The 23,416-nt window shown below is 46.6% G+C and carries 31 protein-coding genes and 1 riboswitch; of the genes, 19 read left to right on the plus strand and 12 right to left on the minus strand.

Annotated elements, in window-relative coordinates; translation table 11 throughout:
- Window positions 1-139 precede the first annotated feature (139 nt).
- Window positions 140-1,153, plus strand: coding sequence for a tRNA (adenosine(37)-N6)-threonylcarbamoyltransferase complex transferase subunit TsaD (gene tsaD / locus SG35_RS04100; RefSeq protein WP_044831905.1), 1,014 nt, complete (start codon window positions 140-142; stop codon window positions 1,151-1,153).
- An 18-nt stretch (window positions 1,154-1,171) separates the two neighbouring features.
- Here the strand turns inward: tsaD and plsY are convergent, their stop codons facing one another.
- Window positions 1,172-1,768, minus strand: a complete 597-nt coding sequence (plsY, locus tag SG35_RS04105; RefSeq protein WP_201777768.1) for a glycerol-3-phosphate 1-O-acyltransferase PlsY — start codon at window positions 1,766-1,768, stop codon at window positions 1,172-1,174.
- A gap of 241 nt (window positions 1,769-2,009) precedes the next feature.
- Between plsY and folB the strand changes: the two genes are divergently transcribed.
- From folB to SG35_RS04135, 6 genes are all read left to right on the plus strand, one after another.
- Window positions 2,010-2,366, plus strand: coding sequence for a dihydroneopterin aldolase (gene folB / locus SG35_RS04110; protein ID WP_044831904.1), 357 nt, complete (start codon window positions 2,010-2,012; stop codon window positions 2,364-2,366).
- Window positions 2,366-2,851, plus strand: coding sequence for a 2-amino-4-hydroxy-6-hydroxymethyldihydropteridine diphosphokinase (folK, locus tag SG35_RS04115; RefSeq protein WP_044831903.1), 486 nt, complete (start codon window positions 2,366-2,368; stop codon window positions 2,849-2,851). The genes folB and folK overlap by 1 nt, the downstream gene beginning before the upstream one ends.
- A 134-nt stretch (window positions 2,852-2,985) precedes the next feature.
- Window positions 2,986-3,807 (plus strand): undecaprenyl-diphosphate phosphatase, encoded by an 822-nt coding sequence (locus tag SG35_RS04120; RefSeq protein ID WP_044831902.1) that lies wholly within the window; start codon window positions 2,986-2,988, stop codon window positions 3,805-3,807.
- Between the two features lie 488 nt (window positions 3,808-4,295).
- Window positions 4,296-4,454: a hypothetical protein gene (locus tag SG35_RS04125; RefSeq protein ID WP_160298250.1), complete on the plus strand. Its 159-nt coding sequence runs from the start codon at window positions 4,296-4,298 to the stop codon at window positions 4,452-4,454.
- Window positions 4,455-4,459: 5 nt separating this feature from the next.
- Window positions 4,460-4,993, plus strand: coding sequence for a hypothetical protein (locus SG35_RS04130; protein ID WP_044831901.1), 534 nt, complete (start codon window positions 4,460-4,462; stop codon window positions 4,991-4,993).
- A 28-nt stretch (window positions 4,994-5,021) separates the two neighbouring features.
- The gene (locus SG35_RS04135) at window positions 5,022-5,336 is read left to right on the plus strand and encodes a hypothetical protein (RefSeq protein WP_044831900.1); all 315 of its coding nucleotides are present in this window, start codon (window positions 5,022-5,024) and stop codon (window positions 5,334-5,336) included.
- Between the two features lie 73 nt (window positions 5,337-5,409).
- Here the strand turns inward: SG35_RS04135 and SG35_RS04140 are convergent, their stop codons facing one another.
- Entirely contained in the window at window positions 5,410-5,898 is a 489-nt protein-coding gene (locus tag SG35_RS04140) for a helix-turn-helix transcriptional regulator (RefSeq protein WP_053042904.1), read from the minus strand.
- Between the two features lie 196 nt (window positions 5,899-6,094).
- On the opposite strand from SG35_RS04140, the gene SG35_RS04145 reads away from it, so the two are divergent.
- Window positions 6,095-7,252, plus strand: a complete 1,158-nt coding sequence (locus SG35_RS04145) for an acyl-CoA dehydrogenase family protein (RefSeq protein ID WP_044831899.1) — start codon at window positions 6,095-6,097, stop codon at window positions 7,250-7,252.
- Window positions 7,253-7,392: 140 nt separating this feature from the next.
- Window positions 7,393-8,256 (plus strand): tetratricopeptide repeat protein, encoded by an 864-nt coding sequence (locus SG35_RS04150; protein WP_236702547.1) that lies wholly within the window; start codon window positions 7,393-7,395, stop codon window positions 8,254-8,256.
- Window positions 8,257-8,401: 145 nt separating this feature from the next.
- Here the strand turns inward: SG35_RS04150 and msrA are convergent, their stop codons facing one another.
- A complete protein-coding gene (gene msrA / locus SG35_RS04155; protein WP_044831898.1) occupies window positions 8,402-8,941 on the minus strand; it encodes a peptide-methionine (S)-S-oxide reductase MsrA in 540 nt (179 codons plus the stop codon).
- Window positions 8,942-9,164: 223 nt separating this feature from the next.
- Here msrA and SG35_RS04160 point away from each other — a divergent pair, with 223 nt between their 5' ends.
- A complete protein-coding gene (locus tag SG35_RS04160) occupies window positions 9,165-10,436 on the plus strand; it encodes an ATP-binding protein (RefSeq protein WP_044831969.1) in 1,272 nt (423 codons plus the stop codon).
- 34 nt (window positions 10,437-10,470) lie between these two features.
- Complete coding sequence (locus SG35_RS04165) at window positions 10,471-11,004, plus strand: response regulator transcription factor (RefSeq protein ID WP_044831897.1); 534 nt, start codon at window positions 10,471-10,473, stop codon at window positions 11,002-11,004.
- 80 nt (window positions 11,005-11,084) lie between these two features.
- On the opposite strand, the gene SG35_RS04170 is transcribed toward SG35_RS04165, so the two are convergent.
- Window positions 11,085-12,197, minus strand: coding sequence for a DUF3083 family protein (locus tag SG35_RS04170; RefSeq protein ID WP_044831896.1), 1,113 nt, complete (start codon window positions 12,195-12,197; stop codon window positions 11,085-11,087).
- Between the two features lie 211 nt (window positions 12,198-12,408).
- Between SG35_RS04170 and SG35_RS04175 the strand changes: the two genes are divergently transcribed.
- A complete protein-coding gene (locus tag SG35_RS04175; RefSeq protein WP_044831894.1) occupies window positions 12,409-12,627 on the plus strand; it encodes a DUF3820 family protein in 219 nt (72 codons plus the stop codon).
- Window positions 12,628-12,659: 32 nt separating this feature from the next.
- On the opposite strand, the gene SG35_RS04180 is transcribed toward SG35_RS04175, so the two are convergent.
- A complete protein-coding gene (locus SG35_RS04180; RefSeq protein ID WP_044831893.1) occupies window positions 12,660-13,025 on the minus strand; it encodes a MaoP family protein in 366 nt (121 codons plus the stop codon).
- 433 nt (window positions 13,026-13,458) lie between these two features.
- On the opposite strand from SG35_RS04180, the gene rmf reads away from it, so the two are divergent.
- The gene (gene rmf, locus SG35_RS04185) at window positions 13,459-13,632 is read left to right on the plus strand and encodes a ribosome modulation factor (RefSeq protein WP_044831892.1); all 174 of its coding nucleotides are present in this window, start codon (window positions 13,459-13,461) and stop codon (window positions 13,630-13,632) included.
- Between the two features lie 101 nt (window positions 13,633-13,733).
- On the opposite strand, the gene SG35_RS04190 is transcribed toward rmf, so the two are convergent.
- The 7 genes from SG35_RS04190 to moaA form a co-directional block, all read right to left on the minus strand.
- Entirely contained in the window at window positions 13,734-14,498 is a 765-nt protein-coding gene (locus SG35_RS04190) for a HesA/MoeB/ThiF family protein (protein ID WP_044831891.1), read from the minus strand.
- Between the two features lie 10 nt (window positions 14,499-14,508).
- Entirely contained in the window at window positions 14,509-14,958 is a 450-nt protein-coding gene (gene moaE, locus SG35_RS04195; protein WP_044831890.1) for a molybdopterin synthase catalytic subunit MoaE, read from the minus strand.
- Window positions 14,959-14,984: 26 nt separating this feature from the next.
- Window positions 14,985-15,236, minus strand: coding sequence for a molybdopterin converting factor subunit 1 (moaD, locus tag SG35_RS04200; RefSeq protein WP_044831889.1), 252 nt, complete (start codon window positions 15,234-15,236; stop codon window positions 14,985-14,987).
- 9 nt (window positions 15,237-15,245) lie between these two features.
- Entirely contained in the window at window positions 15,246-15,761 is a 516-nt protein-coding gene (moaC, locus tag SG35_RS04205) for a cyclic pyranopterin monophosphate synthase MoaC (RefSeq protein WP_044831888.1), read from the minus strand.
- 3 nt (window positions 15,762-15,764) lie between these two features.
- Entirely contained in the window at window positions 15,765-16,310 is a 546-nt protein-coding gene (gene moaB, locus SG35_RS04210) for a molybdenum cofactor biosynthesis protein B (RefSeq protein ID WP_044831887.1), read from the minus strand.
- Window positions 16,311-16,323: 13 nt separating this feature from the next.
- The gene (mobA, locus tag SG35_RS04215) at window positions 16,324-16,923 is read right to left on the minus strand and encodes a molybdenum cofactor guanylyltransferase (protein WP_236702546.1); all 600 of its coding nucleotides are present in this window, start codon (window positions 16,921-16,923) and stop codon (window positions 16,324-16,326) included.
- A gap of 3 nt (window positions 16,924-16,926) precedes the next feature.
- A complete protein-coding gene (gene moaA / locus SG35_RS04220; protein WP_044831886.1) occupies window positions 16,927-17,898 on the minus strand; it encodes a GTP 3',8-cyclase MoaA in 972 nt (323 codons plus the stop codon).
- A riboswitch (molybdenum cofactor riboswitch) is annotated at window positions 17,885-18,075 on the minus strand. Its footprint overlaps the gene before it by 14 nt.
- 209 nt (window positions 18,076-18,284) lie before the next feature.
- Here moaA and moeA point away from each other — a divergent pair.
- From moeA to SG35_RS04250, 6 genes are all read left to right on the plus strand, one after another.
- Entirely contained in the window at window positions 18,285-19,520 is a 1,236-nt protein-coding gene (gene moeA, locus SG35_RS04225) for a molybdopterin molybdotransferase MoeA (protein ID WP_044831885.1), read from the plus strand.
- 248 nt (window positions 19,521-19,768) lie between these two features.
- Window positions 19,769-20,152 carry a YebG family protein gene (locus SG35_RS04230; protein WP_044831884.1) on the plus strand — a complete coding sequence of 128 codons (384 nt, stop codon included), beginning with the start codon at window positions 19,769-19,771 and terminating at the stop codon, window positions 20,150-20,152.
- A gap of 50 nt (window positions 20,153-20,202) precedes the next feature.
- Complete coding sequence (locus SG35_RS04235; protein ID WP_053042902.1) at window positions 20,203-20,928, plus strand: M48 family metallopeptidase; 726 nt, start codon at window positions 20,203-20,205, stop codon at window positions 20,926-20,928.
- 548 nt (window positions 20,929-21,476) lie between these two features.
- The gene (locus SG35_RS04240) at window positions 21,477-21,842 is read left to right on the plus strand and encodes a response regulator (protein WP_044831883.1); all 366 of its coding nucleotides are present in this window, start codon (window positions 21,477-21,479) and stop codon (window positions 21,840-21,842) included.
- Entirely contained in the window at window positions 21,839-22,447 is a 609-nt protein-coding gene (locus SG35_RS04245; RefSeq protein WP_044831882.1) for a chemotaxis protein, read from the plus strand. The genes SG35_RS04240 and SG35_RS04245 overlap by 4 nt, the downstream gene beginning before the upstream one ends.
- Before the next feature lie 11 nt (window positions 22,448-22,458).
- A complete protein-coding gene (locus SG35_RS04250; protein WP_044831881.1) occupies window positions 22,459-23,409 on the plus strand; it encodes a GGDEF domain-containing protein in 951 nt (316 codons plus the stop codon).
- Window positions 23,410-23,416 lie beyond the last annotated feature (7 nt).

Genomic DNA, 23,416 nt, shown 5'->3' on the forward strand with positions numbered 1-23,416 from the left:
TACCACCGCCTCTATTAAAAATGGGTGACATATTCTAATCCCGTGTTTGCCCGATGTAAAGTTATAAATCGCCTTAAAGCTGGTTAATTACTTCAAGAGAGAGTAAAATCCCGTCGTTAATTTTTTGGAGTCATAGTCTATGCGAATTTTGGGGATAGAAACCTCTTGTGATGAAACCGGCATTGCCATTTATGATGATGAGCAGGGCATTATGGCGCATCGTTTATATAGTCAAATTGCCGTTCATGCCGATTACGGCGGAGTAGTCCCCGAGCTGGCATCAAGAGATCATGTGCGTAAAACCATTCCTCTAATTGAGGAAGTCATGGCTGAGGCGAACCTTAAACCAGAAGATTTAGACGGTGTTGCCTATACTGCCGGCCCCGGCTTGGTGGGCGCCTTATTGGTGGGCTGCTCTATCGGGCGCAGCCTGGCTTATGGCTGGGACTTGCCCGCTGTACCTGTACACCATATGGAAGGGCATTTACTGGCGCCTATGCTCGAGGACGATGTTCCGGAATTTCCTTTTGTTGCTTTATTGATCTCCGGCGGCCATACCCAGCTGGTCAGGGTGGACGGTATCGGCCATTATGAGTTACTGGGGGAGTCTGTGGATGATGCCGCGGGTGAAGCCTTTGATAAAACGGCTAAGTTACTGGGGCTTGATTACCCGGGCGGACCGGTATTGTCAAAAATGGCGGAAGCGGGCACGCCGGGGCGTTTTAAATTTCCGCGTCCTATGACTGACCGGCCGGGGCTTGATTTTAGCTTTAGCGGTTTAAAAACCTCTGCCGCCAACTGTATTCATAAAGAAGTGATGGATGAGCAAACCAAGGCCGATGTTGCCTGGGCTTTTCAGGATGCGGTAGTGGCTACCCTGGCGATAAAATGTCGCCGGGCCCTGGAGCAATGTGGCTTAAACCGTTTGGTGGTGGCCGGTGGCGTGAGTGCCAATAAAGCGATTCGCGCAAAACTTGAAGAAGTCACCAAGAAACTCGGCGGCGGTGTTTATTACCCCAGACCGGAATTTTGTACCGATAACGGCGCGATGATCGCTTATGCCGGTATGCAGCGGCTAAAATCCGGGGTATCGGCGGATTTGACCTTTAAGGCAACGCCGCGCTGGCCGCTGGATACCCTGGATCCTATCTAAGCTCCAATTTAAGCGAACTTATTTTGGGGGAGATTTGTTGAAGGAGATCTTACTTTCTTCCCCTTTAAGTAAACGGACAATATTGTCTTTATGGCGAAAGATGATCAGCAGGGAAAGCATGATCACCGGTGTGACATAAACAGGTTTTAATAACCAGGTATATACCGGCGCCAGCGATACCGTCACGATTGCCGCCAGGCTGGAATATCGCGTGGTTTTAGCCACCAGCAGCCAGGTTAATATCAGCAAGCCGCCTAAGTCCAGTCCTATCGGCAGCAATACCCCAAAGGCGGTAGCAACCGCTTTTCCACCCTTAAACTGAAAAAATACCGGGTACATATGCCCTAAACAGGCGGCAACGGCGATCACCCCGAGAAATATCGGGTCGATACCAAGAAAATAGGCGGCCCAAACAGGAATGGTGCCTTTTAGGATATCAAGCAGTAAAACGGTGGCGGCGGTGAGTTTATTACTGATGCGCAGCACATTGGTGGCACCTGGATTATGTGAGCCCTGGGTGCGGGGATCCGGCAAACCCAGTAGTTTGCAGATTAAAATGGCAGAGGAAATCGAACCAATCAAATAGGCAACAACTGTCATAGCCAAAGTTATCAAAAGAGGAGTGATAAGCCGATGTCCTTTTAAATGCCTAATAATCACACAATTATTAACTGATTTAGCATTGTATCGCTTACTAAGGTAGTTTTTCCAGACCTGCACAGGTAAACTCGCAAAATAATTTTTTTGCTGCTTTTCCTGGCGCTCTTTTCTGCTTGCTCTCTCAATAAAAGGTGAGCAAAAAGTCGGCAAAAAAACGGGGCGTTTTTTCACTGATATTTCAACTAGGGAACAATGTATGGATAAGGTATATATAGAAGGCTTAACTATTCAGACCACTATTGGTTTTTATCAGTGGGAAAAAGAGATCAAGCAGAAGCTGGTCATCGACCTGCAAATGGGTTGGCATACCGCTGCCGCCGCAGAAAATGACGAACTGGCAAAAACCCTGGATTATGCGCAAATATCCCAGGAGATAGAAACCTTTGCCAATAGCAACCCGGTTGATCTGATTGAAACTTTGGCAGAGCGTATAGCCGAATATTTAATGATAAGTCACAGCATTCCCTGGCTGAAGTTAAAAATCGGCAAGCCAGGGGCGGTATTTAATGCCGCGACTGTTGGTGTAGAAATCGAAAGAGGCAGTCGCAGTTAATGGCACAGGTATATATTTCACTGGGCACCAATGTTGACCGTGAGTTTCATGTTAAACAGGGATTAACGGCGCTGGCCGAGCATTATGGCCAATTAACCCTGTCGTCGCTGTTTGAAAGCGAGGCGGTTGGTTTTGCCGGCAGCGCTTTTTATAATATGGTGATCGGCCTGCAAACCGATGAAAGTGTTGAAGCTGTGGCCGCCTGTTTACGGGAAATCGAATATGCCAATGGCCGTACCCCGGATGCCAAGAAATATAGCCCGCGTACCTTAGATTTAGACTTGCTGCTTTTTGATGACTTGATTCTCGAACAGCCGGCACAAATCCCACGTCATGAAATTTGTCACAATGCTTTTGTATTATGGCCGCTTGCGGAAATTGCCGGAGACTTGATCCACCCGGTTGTAAAACGAAGCTACCGGGAGTTATGGCGCGCTTACGATAAATCCAGCCAAAAATTGCAGAAAGTATCGCTTAACTGGTAAGGCGCAGGCTGCCTTTATTTGAAAGCGCTGAAGAAAAACGAAGCTGAAGCGAGTGCCATCAGCAAACCTTAAACGACTTTATTGACAATAAAAGCTAATGACCATTAGCGATAACAATAGGTATTAACCTGAATATGAGTACCATAGAAATTTTCATTTTAGCCTTGATCCAGGGATTAACGGAATTCTTACCTATCTCCAGCTCGGCGCATTTAATTTTACCCTCCCAGCTTTTGGGCTGGGCGGATCAGGGGCTGGCTTATGATGTTGCGGTGCATGTCGGTACCTTATTGGCGGTTATGCTCTATTTTCGCAAGGAAGTCGGCAGCATGCTGGTTGCCTGGGTAGGGACTTTAGCCAGGGGTAAAGTCACGGTTGACGGCAATGATGGCAATTTTGACGGAAAACTGGCCTGGTGGATCCTGTTTGCCAGCATTCCTTTGGGCTTGACCGGCTATTTCGGTAAAGATTTTATTGAAGAGTATTCACGTTCGGCCTTAGTGATTGCCGCTACCACACTTTTATTCGGTGCCTTGCTTGGTTTTGCCGATATTAAGGCGAAACAAAATGTCAGTTTGGAAAAACTGGGTTTTAAAGGGGCAATGCTGATAGGTTTTTCCCAGGCACTGGCCTTGATCCCCGGCACTTCCCGCTCCGGTATTACCATGACCATAGGCTTGATGTTGGGATTAAGCCGCACCAATGCCGCGCGTTTTTCTTTTTTATTATCCATTCCCGGGATTGCCATGGCGGGCGGTTATTTAACCATGAAGCTGCTGACGTCAGGTGAAGGGGTAGACTGGCAGCCGATGATACTTGGCAGTGTGCTCTCGTTTATCAGTGCCTATGCCTGTATCCATTATTTTCTGATCCTGGTGGATAAATTGGGCATGATGCCTTTTGTTATCTACCGTTTATTACTGGGGGCGGGTTTGTTATGGTTTGTGCTTGCTTAACTTTTAAAAAATGTAATAGCAGCTGAAAGCATAACATTAATAAATTCTGCTGCTAGATTAACTCTAAGTTAAATCATTAACACAAAACGCGCCCTGGCGCGTTTTGTGTTATCTGGCTAAAAATTGCTGTTATTTGTTTGAATGTTATGGAAAAATGAACAAACTATTAAGCTTTTTATAAGAAATAATGGTTGACGGCTTTGTTAAAGTCGTGTAAATATGAAGATGCTAAATGGACTTTTGTTGATCGACGTTAAGGAAAGCTCACTCTTATTTTTGCTTTGGCTTCTACCTTGCTAGAAGGGCAATAAGTAAAATTTATCAGTTGCGGCAAACTTGTCGACTTTTCTTTATCAAGCTCCTGTGTCGGGGTTCTGCGATATATAAAAATCCTGTATTAATTTAGCGCTAGGTAAATTAGCAAAATGAGTAGAGCTAACAATCTCTGACGTTTTAATTTATAAACTGGATATAGAGGGAATTAATCTATGAAAAACAATAAAAAATTATTAAATAAAACCGTTGAGTTGTCTTTGTTGAAATTTGTTTCTGCTGGTACTAGTGGAGGGGTTTATATTCCGCCGAACAAGCGATCTTGTGGGGTAATTACCAGTCATATTACAATAATTATGCCGCCGGGTGAATAATAATTATGTTGTATTCACCTGAGAATGCCTATCTATTAGGAATTTTTGATTTTGTGAAAATTTTCCTGTTTCTTGCGGCATTTTTACTGCTCGCTAAAAACTGGCGTGAACAAAAGTCAGTTTTTATTGTTTCCGGTATATTATTGTTAAATATAATCATTACCGCTGAAACCTTTTCAATCTTTATTGATATGGATACCTATAGTGGTACTGATTTTTATTTACGTTGGGTCCAATTTGATTCGTTAAGTATTATCGCGATTATTATAATACATTTGCTATTTAGGATTCCGCATAGTCGGGTGGCATCTGTTGTCATGTACTTATTGATAATAAATGTATTTTTCTTTCTGGCGATGCATATTGATATTATTGAAAGTGGTAACCGAACACATTGGTGGTTATGGGACTTATATACTCCGACTATTAATATTGTGAGGTTGAGTATCGTTTCTTTGATGATTATTAGTGCCATCATCAATATGAAGAATAAGCAAGCAATAGCTAGGCGTTTTGCTGATAGTGCTGTGCTGAAATAAGGCGACTAAATACGAAGGAGAAAGTAAAATGGATTTCATATATTTGTTAATGTTTATCGCCATTGCTTTGCTGTTAATGCATCGCAGACTGGAAAACCTGATTTTTAATGCTGGTCCTGTGAGGGATGGCAATAAAAAGTTGACTGAAGCAGAAAAAATAGTTTTAGCGATAGGTGATAGTTTGAGTAATAGCAATGGTATCGATCAATATCAGCAACTTAAACCACAATTGGAAAAGGCTAAAACTTATTATCAAAAAGTCCAAAAAGAGTCGATAAGAGAGAGATTTCAATACGGTAAATCTGAACCCTCGGCTGAGTTTAATCCGCGTTCCTTTCGCTAGAGAAAACCTTGCAAGTTAAGTTGTTTCAGAGAATAAACGGCGTTAGCTTGCTCTTTTTTGAGTTTAATTATTCCTATGATTTATGATTAGGAAGGGAGCAAGTTGTCTCGCTTTCTTTGACCTGATAATGTAACTCTACTACCCCTTTTACATCTTTTAACAATAATCGGGCGCAATCGTTAAAATTTGCTGTTTTGGTGTTGGGAGTAAACCAGTCCAACTGACAAAACAGTTGCAGTGCTTCTTCAGTGGCCTCAATAAACTGATAATCAAAACTATCCTTATTGTCTTCCTGTTCGGCTAATTTTAACGGTGAAGGGTCTCCTGGGGCTATCTGCCCGGCTAAGGCATTGGTTTGATCTGTCATTACCCACAGAGTGTAACGTATACAATCCGGGTGAGAGCAAATCGCTTTTAATTCCTTGGCGCAAACTTCTCTTTCCCCGGTTTCGTAGGCCAGGTATTGACTAATGGGAATATCGAGTATATCGGCAAAAAATTGCTGATTTTTACCGATCGCGGTTCTGACCAGCTTGAGTTTATTGGCAAACGAAATAGACATTTTCCTACCCTGGTTATAGTCCTTTGCGTATTTAAGAAATTCGGTATCTGCTAACTTAAATACCTAGTTTGTCACTTTCTGTGTACAAAGTCATGCCCTAACATTTATTCGATGTTTTCAGGAAGTAGCATAATCAGTGAAAAAGTGTATCTTATGCGTAATTTAAGAAGATGATAAGAATATACAGGGTTTAATTATGGATCTCTCCCTTAGTGAAGAACAAGTCATGATACAAGATATGGCGCGTAAGTTTGCTGACAGCGAACTGGCGCCGGTTGCTGCCGATCTGGATGCAGATAATGACCAGCAGCTTTTTCAGGAAAACTTAGCCAAGTTAGCCGAATTGGGATTTATGGGATTAAACATCAGCAGTGAATATGGTGGTGTTGAAGCCGGCAGTGTTGCCTTTAGTTTAGCGATCACCGAACTTGCCCGGGCCTGTGCCTCTACGGCGGTAACCACTTCGGTAACCAACATGGTGGCGGAAGTGATCCAGGCGGTAGGCGATAAAGAGCAAAAGCAGAAATATTTGCCAAAAATTTGCTCGGGTGAATACAAGGCCGGTGGTTTCTGCCTAACGGAAGCGGTTGCCGGATCGGACCCTGCCGGTATGAAAACCACGGCGGTAAAAGACGGTGATGATTATGTGATCAACGGCAGTAAAATTTTTATCACCAGTGGCACCTTTGCCGGGGTTTTTGTGGTGTGGGCGGTAACCGACCCGGAAGCAGGCAAGGGCAAAGGTATATCCTGCTTTATCGTTGAAGCCGGTACCCAAGGTATGGTGATCGGTAAAAGCGAAGACAAAATGGGGCAAAAGGCTTCACCTACCAATGAAGTGTACTTTGAAAATTGCCGTGTGCCGGCAAGCGCCATGTTAGGGCAAGAAAACAAAGGTTTTGCTATTGCCGTAGGCGAGTTGGCCGGTGGCCGCATCGGTATAGGTTCGTTAGCCTTGGGTGTCGGCCTGGCAGCGATGGATTATGCCCGTCAGTACATGACCGAGCGCCAGCAATTTGGTCAAGTATTGGCCAACTTCCAGGGGCTGCAATGGAAACTGGCGGATCGTTATACCGACCTGGAAGCTGCACGCTTATTGCTGATGCAGGCGGCGTGTAATAAAGAACAGGGGCTGGCATTTTCCCAGGCCGCCTCTATGGCCAAGTTATTTGCTTCTGAAAAAGCAAACCTGGCCTGTTATGACGCGCTGCAAATGATGGGGGGGGCCGGTTATATTAAAGAATATCCGCTGGAGCGTTATGCCCGAGATGTACGTATTACTTCGATATATGAAGGCACCAGTGAAATCCAGAAAGTGATCATTGCCCGTGAATTGTTAAAAGCGGTGCAATAAGTTACCTTTTTGATCAAGCACAGAAGTTTCAGCTTCTGTGCTGATTTTACCGGCTTTGGGGGATAAGTTGGTGATTGCTCTTGTAAGTAGCGGTTTTGCCCCCAAATAACAAGTTAAGTTAACCGATATTGGAACCCTCTGTGATCTCAAACTCTTTGCCCCAAAATATGGTCGAAATGACCCTGGATAACTTTCAACAAGTCATCGTTGAAGAGTCTAAAAATAAATTGATCCTGGTGGCTTTCTGGGCCGAGCAAGTCCCGGAGAGTATCGAACTAAAAGATAAGCTTGCCGCTAAACTGTCTGCTGCAGGTGAGCATGTGTTATTGGCATCAGTTGATTGCCAGGCGCAGCAGCAGGTGGCGATGCAGTTTGGCATTCAGGGCTTGCCTACGGCTGTACTGGTTAAAGACGGCCAGCCAATTGATGGCCTGAGCGGTCCGCAAGGCGATGAAGCCATAGATGAGTTTTTAGCGAAACACTTGCCGAAAGAGCAAGACACTTTACTGGCCCAGGCGCGCCAGGCATTGGCGGATGATAATCCCAGTGAAGCGTTTGCTGCTATTGCCAAAGCACATCAGCTCGATAGCGAAAGGGCGGATATCAAACTGACCCTGATTGATGTTTATATTCAAACCGGCAAAACGGCAGAAGCAGAGCAGTTGTTGGCGACCATCAAGATGGTGGATCAGGACAGCTATTATCAGTCGTTAAAAGCCAAACTTGAACTGGCGGCACAGGCGGCCAACTCTCCTGAATTACAGGCGCTGGAGCAGGAAGTTACTCAAGACCCCGGCAATGTAGAGTTACAGCATAAGCTGGCGGCGCAATACAGCCAGGTAAACCGCCATGAAGATGCTTTAGCCTTGTTGTTTTCACTGGCGCAAAAAGATCGCTCGGATGTTGCCAGCAAAGATTTATTGCTGGATGTGCTTAAGGCATTGCCGGACGGGGATCCTCTGGTGAATACCTATCGCCGTAAGTTATATACCTTAATGTATTAACCTGAACGTATTTGCTTTGGGTAAAGAAAAAGCCGGTATATTATTACCGGCTTTTTGCCTTCTAAAGGAAGGGACTAATGTTAGATGCCCTGGATATAGGCGGATCATCGGCTACTGTGAGGAAGTGTCCGTCTTATAACTCAAGTTACTTTAACTTCGCAGCAAAGGTCTGCTTAAACTTGGCCAGCTTCGGAGAAACCACCGCCTGGCAATACTGGTTTTCAGGGTTGTTGCGAAAATAATCCTGGTGATATGCTTCGCCGCTGTAAAAGGTGTTTAACGGCTCCAACTGGGTGACTACCGGGTCCGGCCAAACTTCGTCCCGGGTGATTTCCTTGATGATATCGGCGGCAAGTTGCTTTTGTTTTTCGTCGTGGAAAAAGATCGCCGAGCGGTACTGGCTGCCGACATCATTACCCTGGCGGTTGAGCTGAGTGGGATTGTGCAGGGCAAAGAAGATCTCCAAAATTTCCCGGTAGCTGATCAGGGTTGGATCAAAGCTCAGCTGCACCACCTCGGCATGGCCGGTGTTGCCCTTACATACTTTTTCATAGGTGGGATCCTGAGTCTCACCTCCCATATAGCCGGAAACGGCACTTTTTATACCGACAAGGCTGTTATAAGCGGCTTCGATACACCAGAAACAGCCACCGGCTAATGTTGCTTGCTGTAATGCTTTAGTCAAAATAATTCCCTTGTTAATAAATTCTCTTGGGCTAACTGACCGGTTTTCGTATCAGTTTATTGCGCTAGTCTATGTTTATGGTGATTAATATAGTAAATGGACGTTTAGATGTCTATTTGTTTTTGGCTTTGAGGTAAAAAAGCGTAAAATAGGGCAAGTTTATTTCAGCGGTGATGATATGGCCGCTTTTGCCTGCAGGTTAAGGATTAACAGGGGATTTCGCTTGTTTTTAAAAAGAAAAAGTCAATTACATACCATTATTGAGCTGCGTGTTGCCGCCATAGTGATCCAGGTATTGTTGATCTTATTTGTTTATTTGGGCTTGCATTATCAGCTACAGCTTTTGCCCTTATTCAGCATTGTCGCCCTGGAAATTGTTTTTACCCTGGTCAGTTATTTTTGCTACCGCAAAGACAAGGTTGCGGGCCAGTATGCGGTGTTTGCGCAGATTTTTGCCGACATCCTGTTTTTATCCTTGCTGCTATATTTCAGCGGCGGTGCTACCAATGCTTTTGTGTCTTTGTTGTTGATCCCCATCGCTATCGCGGCGGTTACCTTAACCCCTGTGATGTTGGTGAGTACTACCTTGGCGGCCATTTTATCTTACAGCGTACTGCTGTGGTTGCTGCCGATGAATATGATGCACGGCAATATGCAGGGGCATTTTATTGCCATGTGGATCAACTTTTTATTCTCCAGCATAGTGGTGGCGTTTGTGGTCGGCAATATGGCGCGGGCCATTAATAAAAGAGAGCTGGCGATAGCGGCTTTTCGCGAAGAGCAGTTAAAGCAGGAAAAAATCATTTCTCTCGGGGTCGCCTCGGCGCAGGTGACCCATCAGCTGGCAACCCCCATTGCCACGGTGCAGTTGCTGGCGGATGAACTCAGTGAAGACTACCCCGAAGATAAAGCCGTGAGCGAGATGCAGCAGCAGTTAAAACGATGTCAGAAGAACCTGCAGGAATTTCGTCAGCTGGCGCTGGATTTAAAAGAGCAAACCACCCAGCAGATGAGTTGTCAGGATATTATTGAAGAGATCCAGCAGCATATCGGCATCAATTACCCGGATATCCATTCTGTGCTCATCTGTGAGCAAAGCGCCGGGGAAATTGCCGACAAGGATCAGCCAAGTCCGGAGCAGGCGGCGGTGATTGCCGATGTTACCCTGTTGCCGGCGATCCTGAATTTAGTCAATAACGGCGTAAGGGCCACCAAGGCCAATAACAGCGATACCATAGAGCTGAAAAGCCTTTATCAAAAAGGGCTATGGCAGTTTTCTATCCGTGATTTTGGCGCCGGTTTTACCTTGTCGAAACTGGCAGAGCTGGGGGTCGAGCCGGTCTCCAGTGAGCAGGGGCTGGGTATGGCGGTTTTTCTCAGTCATGCCAGCCTGGAAAGGCTGGGAGCCAAGCTGGAGTTAACCAATCATATTGACGGCGGCGCCCTGGTTACCTTGAGTCTGCCGTTAGCACACCCTGGTGCTTATTCGACATAATGTAAAAGTAGATAGTAAGGAAGTGAGTGAAGGGATGAAGTTATTAATAATTGAAGACGATGAAGTTTTCGCCAATACCGTTAAACGCCGGTTAGAGAAGTATGATTTTAGCTGCTGGCACGCCAGCAATGCCAATGATGCCTTGCTTGCCTGCCATCGCTATCTGCCGGATTATATTTTGCTGGATATGAAGCTGGAGCATGAAAGCGGCTTGCAGTTGATTACGCCGCTGCGAAAAATACGTCCCAACAGCCGTATTATCCTGTTAACCGGTTTTGCCAGTATCGCCACCGCGGTGGATGCCATTAAGCTGGGAGCGGATGACTACCTGACCAAGCCGGCGGATACTTCTACTTTGCTGGCGGCGCTCAACGATAAAAAAATCCCGGCAGAAATCCCGCAAGCCGAAGATGTATTGTCGGCAGAGCAGGCGGAGTGGCAGCATATCCAGCAGGCATTAAAGTTTAATAACGGCAATATTTCCGCCACTGCCAGGCAGTTATCCATGCACCGCAGAACCCTGCAGCGTAAGTTGCAAAAACGTCCGGCGGCGCTGAAAAACGACTAGTCAGCCAAGTTTACGGCGACCCGAAAGGCTGCCTTTATCGGGATATTCGGGCAGTCAACCGGGGCTTGTTGCTCTGGCAGCTAGAGGTTATAGGCAATATGCTGGTGAAAGCGTACTATCACTTCATCTTTTTCCGGCGATAACGCCAGCTCGAACGCCATCAGCCGTACCGCCAGCTCTATTTGGTTGAGGAAGCGGCCATAGCCATAATCCCCCTGATCGTTTTTCGTGGCAATAAAAACCAGCTGGATATTGTCCACCAACTCCCGCGCATCCCATTTACACACTATGCCAAACGGCGGAGATTCCGGGTTGACTCCCAGTATCTGTAATTCGCCGCTACGTCTGAAGGCTTCCTCTTCACTTTGTCGTACTATGGGTACCAGGCCGTTGGCTATCAGGGCGCCGTTATTTAAATTATATTGCTTGGTTACCCGGGTAAACGTATCGGCGATCAGCGTATATAAAGGATTGTAGGGATCCATGGAATGATGGTCTATTTCGGCCAGCTTAAGCAGGTTATTGCTGACCGGAATATTGACCACGGCATAGGTCATGGCGGAGATATTTTTATCGATGGCAACGTTCTGGCTGGCATAACGTTCGGGGATAGGCCGTAACTTGTGCGCCTGGCTGTTGATCACCGCTTTTTTCCTGGCATTGAGATCATAGGTTAAATGCTGATGATCCCTGAGGCGAAAGTGCAGGTTTTCTACGGCTAATTCATGTTTTAACCTGTCCAGCAGCAGACAAATCCTGGCATGGAAGCGGGCGGCGTTGTAGCGGATATCTTCACCGGTTGACAGGAATAGCAAGGTGACTTTTTTCGCCCGGACATGCGGGTCGAAAAATGACTTTTGTAATTCATGGTAGCTGGGGTTGTAATAAAACAATATCTGCTGGTTGGTTTGCCATTGATGCATTTCCTGGCTATAACGGACCCGGGCGAGTTTGTCATTGGCAATAAATAAACTGTTGGTGATTTCAAATTCATCGCTGAGTTTAAAGAAGTGTTCGGACAGTGCCTGGTAGCAATGCAGATAGGGCGGTTGTTGCTCTGATCTCGACTGCGGGGAAAATTTGCCGATAAGTTCATCCGTTAACGGAAACTCGGCAATGATATACTGATTATCTCTGGCGTTGGCTGGGATATACGCTTTGTGGGATGCGCTGCGTTTGCGTATGATAGACATGTTTGGATTCCTGTTTTCCTGCCTGCTTGACGGCCCAGACCCAAAACCGGGAGCTGGCTAAGCTGATGGCTAAGCTATTTTTGAGGCTAGTGTATGCACAAGCTGTGACACTTTTATGTCAGCCGTTAAAAAACTGCAACAAAGCCGGTGCTTATGTTATCCGGGAAGGGGTAAATAAATAATAATGCTATGAAAAGTTTAAGAAAATAATATGATAGAAAATGAGCGATTAATGGTGGAGGCCATTAACCAGGTGATGCCTTTTGGTAAATATGCCGGGCGTAAATTATTGCAGTTGCCCGAGCCCTACCTGGTGTGGTTTAACGCCAATGGTTTTCCTGAAGGGAAATTGGGTCAGCAGCTGGCGCTGGTTTATGAAATCAAATTAAACGGCTTGGAAGGCATGTTACAGCCATTACTTCGGGGGTAACGGCTGTGGCTTGTGCAAGGTGCTTAGACGGCTTACTCGTCGTCGAGATCTACCGCTTCGCTTGCCATGCTATCGCTGGCAATTTTGGCTTTACCGAATAAGGTATGGAATTGCTTCGGGGTTAATACTTTATTCTGGTATTTCAGCCAGGTTTTTTCAATTTTGTGCTCCGGCTCTGCTTTACCTTCGCATACTTCAACAAAGTGTTGCTCCTGCTCGTTGATGGGAGCTCTTTTACCTGAAGATAATTCGCTCAGGGCAACGCCATATTGTTCTAAGAGCTGTACCTCGGCTAAGGTATAGTCCCCCGAGCGGCTCATGCCCCTGGGATAATTTCTGTCGTCGTAAAATTTACGGTTGCTTTTGAAGCTGTCTTGATTAATTTCCGTCGTATTCATTAGGCTCAAACTCAAAAAAAATAAATTTATGGTTCCGCTCGAATATTTAGTTCATTTCTTTTGCTTTTTCAATCTCTTTTTGCATGATCAGATAAAAATTCGATGAATTTCTTTTGCCCTGTTTATTCTCTCGCCAGCCGAATACCCGGCTGCGGATTTTTTAAATTCTTTTGTTATAAACATCAGGTGCGGGATAACATCTTTTTATATGAGCTTTTTGCTAATAACTTGTTTTATCACATTAATGTCATATTAAGGTCATAAACAGCCTTTCCTTAATTACAAAATGCAACTTTTGTTGACATTTTCTCACGATTTTTCTGGTTGCATTGTCCGGGCAATTGTTCTTAAATAACTCGTCGGCTGAATTTCAGCATAGACCGCTAAGTATCTAATTAATAATATATTATCAATGAGTTATGGAGTGTTATCTATGAGAAGACAAAAAAGAGATCGTTTAGGCAGAGCATTTTCAAATGGTTACCAGGCAGGCCTCTTAGGTAGAAACAAAGAAAATTGTCCATATCAAAATACCAACGCCAAATCGGAGTGGCTTGGCGGCTGGCGAGAAGCCATGACGGATCGCAATACCGGTTTATTTAAATAACTTTTCCAGTACAACAAAAAATTTCCTCATTTGTTATAGCAAAAAAAGCCCTCTATCCGAGGGCTTAAACTTATCCGGCGTTCGCTATTTTTTTCCTGGCTTTACTTGCTGGCAGCCCGGCCGCAGGCGGGGCATGTCGCCTGTTTATTCAAGGTAAATTGCCGCCATTGGTTGGACAAGCCGTCGAACAGGCTGAGTTGGTTTACCGCCACCTTATTGGCGGTGAGCAGCTTAATGGCGGTTAACGATTGCATACCGGCAATAATCGCCAGTACCGGACCGAGAATACCTATGCTTTGGCAGTTGTTGACCGGGGCTTTTTCACTGGCGGGAAACAGGCACTGGTAACAGGCACTGTCGGGATTTCTCGGATCCACCAGCAGGTGCTGGCCGTCAAAGCCGGTGGCGGCGCCGACAATCAGCGGCACTTTGTGCTCCAGGCACAGTTGGTTCATCAAGTATCGGGTGGCGATGTTGTCGGAGCAATCTATGACTACATCCACCAGATCCAGGTAATAAGGCCCCAATTCAGCATCAAGCATTTCATCAATGACTTCGATATTGATTTCCGGATTTTGCTGTTGCAGTTTTTCGCTGGCAACATCGGCTTTATTGTTTTGCAGATCGTTTTCGCTAAACAGTATCTGCCGGGGCAGGTTGCTGATTTCTACGTTGTCTCCGTCGGCAAGGTACAGGTTACCGACACCTGCCGAGGCCAGATAAAGGGCGGTGGGGTTGCCCAGGCCGCCCATGCCGACAATCAGCACCTTGGCGTTGCGCAGCGCCTGTTGTCCTGCTTCGCCGATCTGATTTAACATGATCTGACGGCTGTATCTGAGTTGTTCGTTATTGCTTAACACGCTCATAATAATGCTATTAATCCCACTGCTGCGCTTTAGCCGTATCACTGTGGCGGGCGTCGAGCCACTTTTCACCTGCTTCGGTGAGTTCTTTTTTCCAGAACGGGGCTTGCACCTTGAGGTAGTCCATGATGAATTCCGCGGCGGCAAAGGCATCCTGGCGATGTTTGCTGGTGACACCGACAAAGACAATTTGTTCGCCGAGGTTAAGCTGGCCTATTCTGTGGATCACCCGGATCCGGCCGATATCCCAGCGCGAGTTAGCGGTTTCCAGGATTTTTTCCAGCGATTTTTCGGTCATACCCGGATAATGCTCCAGGTACAAGCCGGAGACTTTGAGTCCTAAGTTGTTATCCCGGACCCGGCCGGTAAAGGTAACCACGGCGCCGTTGCCGGCATTGTCCTGTTCCAGGTAAGCTACCTCGTCGGCGAGGTTAAAGTCTTGGGTTTGGATGCTGATACTCATCTTGTGATCCTTTTGCTCACCTTTAGTTATCCGCCGGTGACCGGCGGGAAAAAGGCCACTTCGTCCCCTGCTTTTACCGGGTGAGAGCCATCCACCATTTCATGATTGACGGCGCTTAATAGCGACGCATTGCTGAAGGTATCCTGCCACTGTGGATTTTGCTCAACCAGCAACTGTTTAACTTTGGCTATGCTGTCGGTGTTTTCGCCGGCGCTAAGTTCAAGTTCGGCGCAATTGAGTTGCTCGCGCAGGGCGGCAAAAAAAACAACTTTGATCATATTTCACCTTTATGGATTGTCATTGCTCATGGTTGGGGTCTGCCATAAACCGGTTTTGCCCCCTTCTTTGGATAATACCTTGATACCGTGAATTTCCATGGCGGGATCGGCAGCCTTACACATATCAAACAGGGTTAAACAGGCAACGGAAACCGCGGTCAGGGCTTCCATTTCCACTCCGGTTTGTCCGGTTAACCGGCATAATGCGGTGACTTTTACCCGGCTATTGTCGGAGTCGGCTTCAAAGTCAACCTGGACCTTACTCAACATTAGCGGATGGCATAAAGGAATAAGATCGCTGCACTTTTTCGCCGCCTGGATACCGGCAATGCGGGCAACGGCAAAAACATCGCCTTTTTTGTGCTCGCCTGTGGTGATCAGCGCCAGAGTCTGGGGCGTCATGGAAATGTAACCCTGGGCAACCGCGGTTCTGGAAGTCATGGCTTTTTCGGTGACATCCACCATATTGGCTTCACCTTTTTGATTGACATGACTCAGTTGTACGCTATCCGGTGAATTACTCATATCTTAGCCCCGGCTCTCACATTGCTCAGTGTCGGTAAATTTCAGGTGCGGTACAAAGTTGCAGGGACGGTGACTGGCATCAAGCTGTTCTTTGATCACCTTGTCCCAGGCGGTTTTACAGGCATTGGTTGAGCCCGGCACGCATAAAACCACAGTGCTGTTGGCGATGCCGCCAAAGGCGCGTGACTGTATGGTTGACGTGCCGATTTCTTCCAAGGATACGTGGCGGAACACTTCACCAAAACCTTCTGCCGCCTTGTCGAATAAAGGCATCAGCGCTTCCGGGGTATTATCCCTTGAGGTAAAGCCGGTACCGCCGGTGGAAATGACCACCTGGACATCATCGCTGGCGATCCATTTGGAGACGATCGCCCTGAGCTGATAGACATCATCTTTGACTATCGCCTTTTCCGCCAGCTTATGTCCGGCTGTGGTCAGCTTGTCCACCAGCGCCTGGCCGGAAGTATCGTTGGACTCGTCCCGGGTATCGGATACGGTTAAAACTGCAATGTTTAAGGGAATAAAGGTTTTGCCACCATGACTAGACATAGGAACTCCGTAATTATTTGAACCTGGCTTTGGCTTGCTGCCATTGTTCCGGGGTATTAGTGTTAAATAAGTGAGATATTTTGTCAGGGACCACACTGGTGTGGGGGACCTGATTTAATAAGGCTTTAAACGAAGGACCGCTTTTTTTCCCCTGAGGATTTTCTCCGGGAGCCAGCGGTGTGTTTTTCGCGAAAGCCTGCGACATAAACAGTTCGACATAGCCGTTATTGGGCAGGTACAGCGGAATATTGTGTCCCTGGAAAAAACAGGCCTTTTGGCTGAGTTCTCCTTTGATTTTCAGCTGACTCAGTGCCGAGGCTGTCATCAGGGGTAAATCAACCGGCAGGGCTAAAATCGCTGCGGGGCGGTAATGTTGCAATACGCTGTAAATTCCGGCAACCGGTCCGCCATTGGCAATGATATCCGGCACCTGGTAGTCGTTGCCGCTGACGACGATGTCTTTGATGCCGACATCGGTCAGTAATTGCTTACTAAAGCTGAGCATGTCGATACCGCCGCGCATCAACTTGGCTTTGTTTTCTCCCATACGGGAAGACAGGCCGCCGGCGAGCACCACGCCTAAACAGCCGCTGTCGGTTAAACTTGCTTTCACGCCTTAGCCTCCCAGCATGGCCAGGTGCTTGGTGGCGCCGGTCAGTTTATCGTGCAGGAAATGCGAGGCTTTTTTATCATCGAGCAGGGACAATATTCGCGCTTTTAACGGCGTCAGATCGTCCTGTTGCAGTTGCTCCCGCAGCGACAGCCCCTGATCGCCGAATAAACATAAATGCAGTTTTCCGCTGGAACTCACCCGCAGGCGGTTGCAGCTGTTACAGAAATCTTTGCTGTAGGGCATGATCAGGCCGATTTTCCCCTGGTAGTCCGGGTGGAAAAATTCCTGTGCCGGACCGGCGGACTTATCGCGGATCACCGGCTGCCAGCCGTCGAGGATCAGGTTTTGTTTGATGCGCGAACCTTTGACGTGCTGGGCATCAAAAAATTCCTGGTTATCGCCGGTTTGCATCAGCTCGATAAAACGCAGGGTCACCGGGGTGTCTTTTAACCAGTCAAGGTAGGTTTGAATATCATAACCGTTATATTCGCGCATCAACACGGTATTAACTTTGATATCCGGGCGGCCGTCTGCCAGCGCCATATCGATACCTTGTAAAATGGTTTTGAGCTTATCGTGCCCGGTAATGGCATGGAATTGTCTCGGATCTAAACTGTCGATACTGATATTGATGCTGTCGATACCGGCATCCAGCCATTGGGGCAAGTGCTGTGGCAGCTTAAAACCATTGCTGGTGATGGCCACTTTTTTGATGCCCGGGGTTTGTTTACAGGTCGCGATTATCTCAGGCAAGTCTTTGCGCAGCCCGGGCTCTCCGCCGGTAATGCGGATTTTTTCCGTGCCCAGTTGTGCAAAGGCATGGGTCAGACGCTGTATTTCATCCAGGGATAAAAAGTCGCGATTGCCGTCGCACTGGTAACCGTCCGGCAGGCAGTAGTTGCAGCGAAAGTTGCAAACGTCGGTAATTGAGAGGCGCAGGTAATAAAACCGGCGGCCGAAATTGTCTGTTAACATGTCACCTTTCCAAATGTCGGGAGGCTAACGCGTTTCCTTGTTAACCCTGGTGGCTGCCTGAGCCCTTGTTATGACATCAGGGGCAACATGACAGCCACGGCTTAAAACAACATTTCAAAACAAAGCGTTAATCTTAGGTTTTGAATTAGCCGTTTCAGCTCGGCGATTAAAATATATGCTTTTCTATACTAGCTTCTTTAGCTTAGTGCAATTAGATAGCTTAGATATAGGACTATCTTACAATTAATTGCGACAATTGGCACTAGTGTTAGCAAACTCCGTCGGCTTTACCGGGAAAAGTTTGATCTGCGTCATTAGATGACCCGTTACAAATTTGCTAATTTAGATGATATTATTCAGGCATAAAAAATTGATGAGTTAACCTAATGAGTGATTGTTGTTCAGCCCCCGGATTACTGCCGTTTGAAACCGCCCTGGAAAAGATGCTCAGCAGCATCACCCCGATAACTGAAACCCGGGAATTAGCCATTGGCGATGCCCTGCATTATGTGCTGGCGCAAGATGTATTGAGCCCGTTAAATGTACCGCCCCACGACAATTCGGCGATGGACGGTTATGCCTTTGCCGCCGACAGTCTCAAAGACGGCCGGGTCCTGACTCTGGCGGGCAAATCTTTTGCCGGCGCTCCCTTTGAAGGCAAGTGCCTGCCCGGGCAATGTATCCGTATTATGACCGGCGCTAAAATGCCGGCAGACTGCGATACCGTGGAAATGCAGGAAAACGTTGAAGTGACCGAGGCGGGCATTGAATTTCTCAAGCCCAGAAAGCCGGGTGATCACGTACGTAATGCCGGCGAAGACATTAAAGCCGGGCAGAAGGTGTTAAGTGCGGGGCACAGGTTGACGGCGATCGATATCGGCGTGCTCGCTTCCCTTGGCCTTAACGCCGTAAAGGTTTATCGTCAGCTCAATGTTGCCCTGATCGCTACCGGAGATGAATTAAAATCCCCGGGGCAAGAATTAACGCCGGGTGACATATATGAGAGCAACAGTTATGTGCTGGCCGCTATGCTGAAAAAGCTTCATGTCAATGTTATCGACTTTGGCATCATAGAAGACAACTACCAGTTGATCAAAGCGGCTTTTGTTAAAGCCGATCAGCAGGCGGATGCGGTGATCTCTTCCGGCGGCGTTTCCGTCGGAGAAGCGGATTACACCAAAGATGTACTGGATGAGCTGGGACAGATAGATTTTTGGAAAATCGCTATTAAACCGGGTAAACCTTTTGCCTTTGGCCAGTTAAGCAACAGCATCTTTTTCGGCTTGCCGGGCAACCCGGTATCGGCATTGGTGACGGCACATCAGCTGGCGATCCCCGGATTGTTGAAACTGCAAAATGCCGAAGCGGCCAAGCGCATTTCGATAACGGCGACAACGGCAACGGATTTACGTAAATCACCGGGGCGGATGGATTTGCAACGCGGGGTGTTATCGGTGAACGAGGCGGGAGAAAATATTGTCACTTCCACCGGGGCGCAAGGCTCGGGCATTTTATCCAGCCTGGCCCGCGCCAACTGCTACATTGTGCTGCCCCGGGAGCAGGGCAGGGTAGCTGCCGGCGAGCAAGTCACGGTGCAACTGTTTGATCAGTACCTGCAATAAGCTGATTTGCTTCTAAACCAGTCTCAGTAAGACGGCAGCCTGCTCAAGCGCTGCCGTCTTTGTTTTTAGGGCACGGACAAAGATTACTGCAGGTTACTGTTGTTTTATACAGTAATCTTTTGTACAATAAATCTGTAGTTTGAGTTTTGAGCAAAGTTAGTGTGTTTTATCGGCACATGGATAACAAATAATGTTAATATGTTTTATCAGCGCGCTGATAACCAACAATGGATTAATGAGGGGAAATCATGGCAGTTGAAAGCCGATTTGTCGTAATTCGACAGGGTGTGGAGGTAGAAACATTTATGGACAAAAAATCAGCAGATGAATATGACAAGATGCTGGATATGGCGGATAGCCTGGCTGAAATGTTATCTCATGCACCGGTTGAATTAACTGAGCAGGCAACCGAAGAGTTAAGTATTTATTTTGCCAAGCACAGGGAAGATGTGTTAATTGCCCTGCAGGCGAAAAAAGCCAAACCTGAACCGGTCAAAGCGAAAGCTGAACCGGCGCTAAAAGCCGTGGAAAAAAAGGCTGAAAGTAAAGGGGAAAAGAAACCGGCTAAGGCGGCGAAAAGCACTAAGGCGGGCAAGGCTGAAAAGGAAGCCAAGCTCAGTGAAGCAAGTTAAGGCGGTATCAGTGTTATTGGCGGGTAGATTAATATGGCAGTAGTAGTGATTTGACCATAGAGTATCAGCTGATCCGCAGCGATAAGCGTAAAACTTTAGGCTTACAGGTGAAAAAAGGGCAAGTCTTTGTGCGTGCCCCCCGGTTTGTTAATACAGAACAAATAGCCGCCCTGGTGCAGGCAAAGTCCGCCTGGCTCAAAGCTAAGGTAGCCGAACAGCAATTGCTGCTTGAAAATGAAGTCAGTCTGTTTTGCCAGGACAGCGAAATCTGGATCCGCGGTACTCTGAAAAGGCTGGCTATTCGTGACTTGTCGGCGCTTGGCCCCGCTGCGGGCGGTAAAGCCCGGGTGCGGGAGCTTGAGCAGGTAATAGAGCTTGCCTTACCGGCAACTAAACTTGCTTCTGGTCATGAGCAAGTATCTTTGACCGTTAAAAAACAGCTCGAACTTTGGTTTAAACAGCAGGCGAAGGATTATATCCCTGCCAGACTTGAATACTGGTCCCAGACAACCGGCCTGAGTTATAAGTCTTATAAGATCCGTCAATATAAGGCCCGTTGGGGCAGTTGCAACAGTCGGGCAGAGCTGAGTTTTAACAGCCTGTTGATGATGGCGCCCGACTGGGTCATAGATTATGTGATCGTACACGAGCTTTGCCACCTGCAATATCTCAATCACTCTCCGGCTTTTTGGCAGTTAGTTGCCGGCTTTTATCCTCAATATGCTTTGGCCAAACAATGGTTGAAAAGCAATCAAAGGAAGTTGAACTGGAAATAATTGCTGTTGTTTAACCATTTGATTGTTAGCTTTATAACGGCCACTTGCCGTTTATTTTCTTTTCCCCGGTTTGATTAATATCGCGCTATGCACTATTAATAAGATGCAAAGGGCTGATCTTAAAAATAAATAAAACCAAGCTTTAAACTATCTGTTTATTTTTCATTTTTTTAGCAGGGAAGTTGTCTGTTAAATAAGAGTTCCGGCTTGTGGCTGAACATTGCTCAGTGGCTGTTGGGACAACAAGAGGGATAGATTATGAAGATAACCGGTTATAACCTGAAACTGATCTGTTTATATTTAGCCTCAACTCTTTTCTCTTTCGGTGTATTCCATTTATTGACGGAAATCCCGTACTGATCACCTGACGCAGGGGTTGTCCAAGTTCACAGCCCCGAAATTCTTAGTCAAATAAGCTGTTAGCATCTCGTTTAGCGGGGTCATGGTAATGTTTACAGTTAATTTACAATTTATAGGTTTGGTGATTAACAAACGCCTCTTTTTAGGGTAAATTATCGCCATTAAAATAACAAAAGGTTCAAAATGTTATGACGTCATCTGTATTAATTTGCGATGATTCCAATATGGCGAGGAAGCAGGTGGTTCGCAGTTTGCCGTCTCACTGGCCGGTAGAGGTACAAACGGCTAAAAATGGTATTGAAGCACTTGAAGTTTTGCGCAAGCAGGCGGTTGATGTGTTATTTCTTGATTTGACCATGCCGGAACTCGACGGTTTGGGGGTGTTGCAAAAAATCAAAGAAGAAGGCATAACTTGCTCGGTGTTTGTAATTTCTGCCGATGTTCAGCCGGCGATGCAGGCGAAAGTGCTTGAATTAGGTGCTACGGCATTTTTGCGTAAACCTGTTGAAGCCGAAGTCTTAATGGATGAATTGCAAGTGCATGGGTTTCTATGACTGCATTTAATTTAAATGAAGATCAACAGGATTGCCTTCAGGAGCTGATCAATGTTGCCATGGGGCAAGCAAGCGATCAACTGGCCCGATATCTGGATACTTTTGTCCATTTACGGGTGCCGAGTATCGAACAGGTGAGCACCACCAGTTTGTCTAATAGCCTGAATCAGGAGCAACAATCTGTGGCTGTGGTCAGCCAGGGTTTTTTGGGTTATGAAGGTATCCGGGGTGAAGCCTTGCTGGTCTATCAACATAAAGATTCCGATTGTATTGGCAATATCCTGGGTTATGAACCGGATGAGTTATCGGTAGAAGAGCAGCTTATTGATTTAAGCTCCATTTTAACCACCACCTTTTTGAATGTTTTTGCCCTGCAAATTGATAATCAGATGTCTTATAATGCCCCGCGCTTACTTTCCAGTGGCCAGGATGCGCTTGCCGTTTATTTGCAGCAATTATCCTTTAATTGCGATATGGCGTTAAAGGTGAAAATTACCTATCAGGTAACGGACTATTCTTTTAACTGCGATATGATTCTACTCATCCCCGAGTCTGCCATCACCAACATTAAAGCGGTTATCGACAGGATATTGGCAGATTACTAAGGAAGGAAACTATGTCGATGGAAACCTTTCATTCGACCATAAATAATCAGTTAAATACCGGGGTCTTGATCCTGGATTTAGACTTGAATATTGTCTTTTGGAACCGCTTCCTGGAAGTGCATGCCAACCAAAGAGCCGCTGAGGTTATCGGGCGCTCTGTTTTTGAGGTATTCAAAGAGTTACCGCGTCGCTGGTTTGAACGTAAAGTGACCGGCGTAGTGCAGTTAAACACTCCATCCTTTTGTTCGTGGGAGCAAAGACATCATTTATTTGAATTGCCCCATACCCGGCCTATTACCACCGACAGCCATTTTATGGCGCAAAACTGTACCTTTTTACCCCTGGCCCCTGACGGGGTGATTCAGCATATCTGTATCCTGGTTGAGGATGCCACCGATGTCTGTCACTACCAGAGCATGCTGCAAAAGACCCTGGCAGATCTGGAGCAGGCCAATCGCATTGATGGCCTGACCCAGGTATATAACCGTAAACATTGGGAAGAATGTTTATCCAAGGAGTTTGATCGTGCGCGCCGCTATCAACATGATCTATCCCTTATTATGTTTGATTTAGATCATTTTAAGAAATTAAATGACATTCATGGCCACCTTTGTGGCGATATGGTTTTGGTTGAAGTGGCGAAGACCATCAGGCCGTTACTGCGTAGCTGTGACTTTTTTGGCCGCTATGGCGGCGAAGAATTTGCCATTATCCTGCCGGAAACCAATATTACCGGCGCGGCAGATGTTGCCGAAAGGATTCGCCAGGCGATACGTCTTAATGTGATGAAATATCAAGGGGTTGAAATAAGGGCGTCGGTCAGTGTCGGTGTCGGGGAATTCGAGCCGAGAACCCGTCGATATGAGGATTTGATCGGTAATGCCGATGCTGCATTATATGAGGCGAAATCGGGCGGACGCAACCGAACCTGCTTATTTAAAGACTCAGTTGTTTGTTTGTAGTTTTTAT

It is taken from the genome of Thalassomonas actiniarum (assembly GCF_000948975.2).
GTDB classification, from domain to species: Bacteria; Pseudomonadota; Gammaproteobacteria; order Enterobacterales; family Alteromonadaceae; genus Thalassomonas; species Thalassomonas actiniarum.

Bases quoted from the DNA above. Each gene is read 5' to 3' on its own strand.
- moaC (WP_044831888.1), bottom strand. From the start codon at position 15,761: ATGAGTAATTCACCGGATAGCGTACAACTGAGTCATGTCAATCAAAAA.
- folK (WP_044831903.1), top strand. From the start codon at position 2,366: ATGGCACAGGTATATATTTCACTGGGCACCAATGTTGACCGTGAGTTT.
- SG35_RS04230 (WP_044831884.1), top strand. From the start codon at position 19,769: ATGGCAGTTGAAAGCCGATTTGTCGTAATTCGACAGGGTGTGGAGGTA.
- SG35_RS04180 (WP_044831893.1), bottom strand. From the start codon at position 13,025: ATGAATACGACGGAAATTAATCAAGACAGCTTCAAAAGCAACCGTAAA.
- SG35_RS04175 (WP_044831894.1), top strand. From the start codon at position 12,409: ATGATAGAAAATGAGCGATTAATGGTGGAGGCCATTAACCAGGTGATG.
- SG35_RS04165 (WP_044831897.1), top strand. From the start codon at position 10,471: ATGAAGTTATTAATAATTGAAGACGATGAAGTTTTCGCCAATACCGTT.
- SG35_RS04250 (WP_044831881.1), top strand. From the start codon at position 22,459: ATGTCGATGGAAACCTTTCATTCGACCATAAATAATCAGTTAAATACC.
- moaE (WP_044831890.1), bottom strand. From the start codon at position 14,958: ATGAGTATCAGCATCCAAACCCAAGACTTTAACCTCGCCGACGAGGTA.
- SG35_RS04245 (WP_044831882.1), top strand. From the start codon at position 21,839: ATGACTGCATTTAATTTAAATGAAGATCAACAGGATTGCCTTCAGGAG.
- SG35_RS04145 (WP_044831899.1), top strand. From the start codon at position 6,095: ATGGATCTCTCCCTTAGTGAAGAACAAGTCATGATACAAGATATGGCG.
- SG35_RS04170 (WP_044831896.1), bottom strand. From the start codon at position 12,197: ATGTCTATCATACGCAAACGCAGCGCATCCCACAAAGCGTATATCCCA.
- SG35_RS04120 (WP_044831902.1), top strand. From the start codon at position 2,986: ATGAGTACCATAGAAATTTTCATTTTAGCCTTGATCCAGGGATTAACG.
- SG35_RS04125 (WP_160298250.1), top strand. From the start codon at position 4,296: ATGAAAAACAATAAAAAATTATTAAATAAAACCGTTGAGTTGTCTTTG.
- SG35_RS04190 (WP_044831891.1), bottom strand. From the start codon at position 14,498: ATGAGCGTGTTAAGCAATAACGAACAACTCAGATACAGCCGTCAGATC.
- moaB (WP_044831887.1), bottom strand. From the start codon at position 16,310: ATGTCTAGTCATGGTGGCAAAACCTTTATTCCCTTAAACATTGCAGTT.
- folB (WP_044831904.1), top strand. From the start codon at position 2,010: ATGGATAAGGTATATATAGAAGGCTTAACTATTCAGACCACTATTGGT.
- SG35_RS04135 (WP_044831900.1), top strand. From the start codon at position 5,022: ATGGATTTCATATATTTGTTAATGTTTATCGCCATTGCTTTGCTGTTA.
- tsaD (WP_044831905.1), top strand. From the start codon at position 140: ATGCGAATTTTGGGGATAGAAACCTCTTGTGATGAAACCGGCATTGCC.
- moaA (WP_044831886.1), bottom strand. From the start codon at position 17,898: ATGTTAACAGACAATTTCGGCCGCCGGTTTTATTACCTGCGCCTCTCA.
- SG35_RS04140 (WP_053042904.1), bottom strand. From the start codon at position 5,898: ATGTCTATTTCGTTTGCCAATAAACTCAAGCTGGTCAGAACCGCGATC.
- SG35_RS04130 (WP_044831901.1), top strand. From the start codon at position 4,460: ATGTTGTATTCACCTGAGAATGCCTATCTATTAGGAATTTTTGATTTT.
- rmf (WP_044831892.1), top strand. From the start codon at position 13,459: ATGAGAAGACAAAAAAGAGATCGTTTAGGCAGAGCATTTTCAAATGGT.
- moeA (WP_044831885.1), top strand. From the start codon at position 18,285: ATGAGTGATTGTTGTTCAGCCCCCGGATTACTGCCGTTTGAAACCGCC.
- SG35_RS04240 (WP_044831883.1), top strand. From the start codon at position 21,477: ATGACGTCATCTGTATTAATTTGCGATGATTCCAATATGGCGAGGAAG.
- moaD (WP_044831889.1), bottom strand. From the start codon at position 15,236: ATGATCAAAGTTGTTTTTTTTGCCGCCCTGCGCGAGCAACTCAATTGC.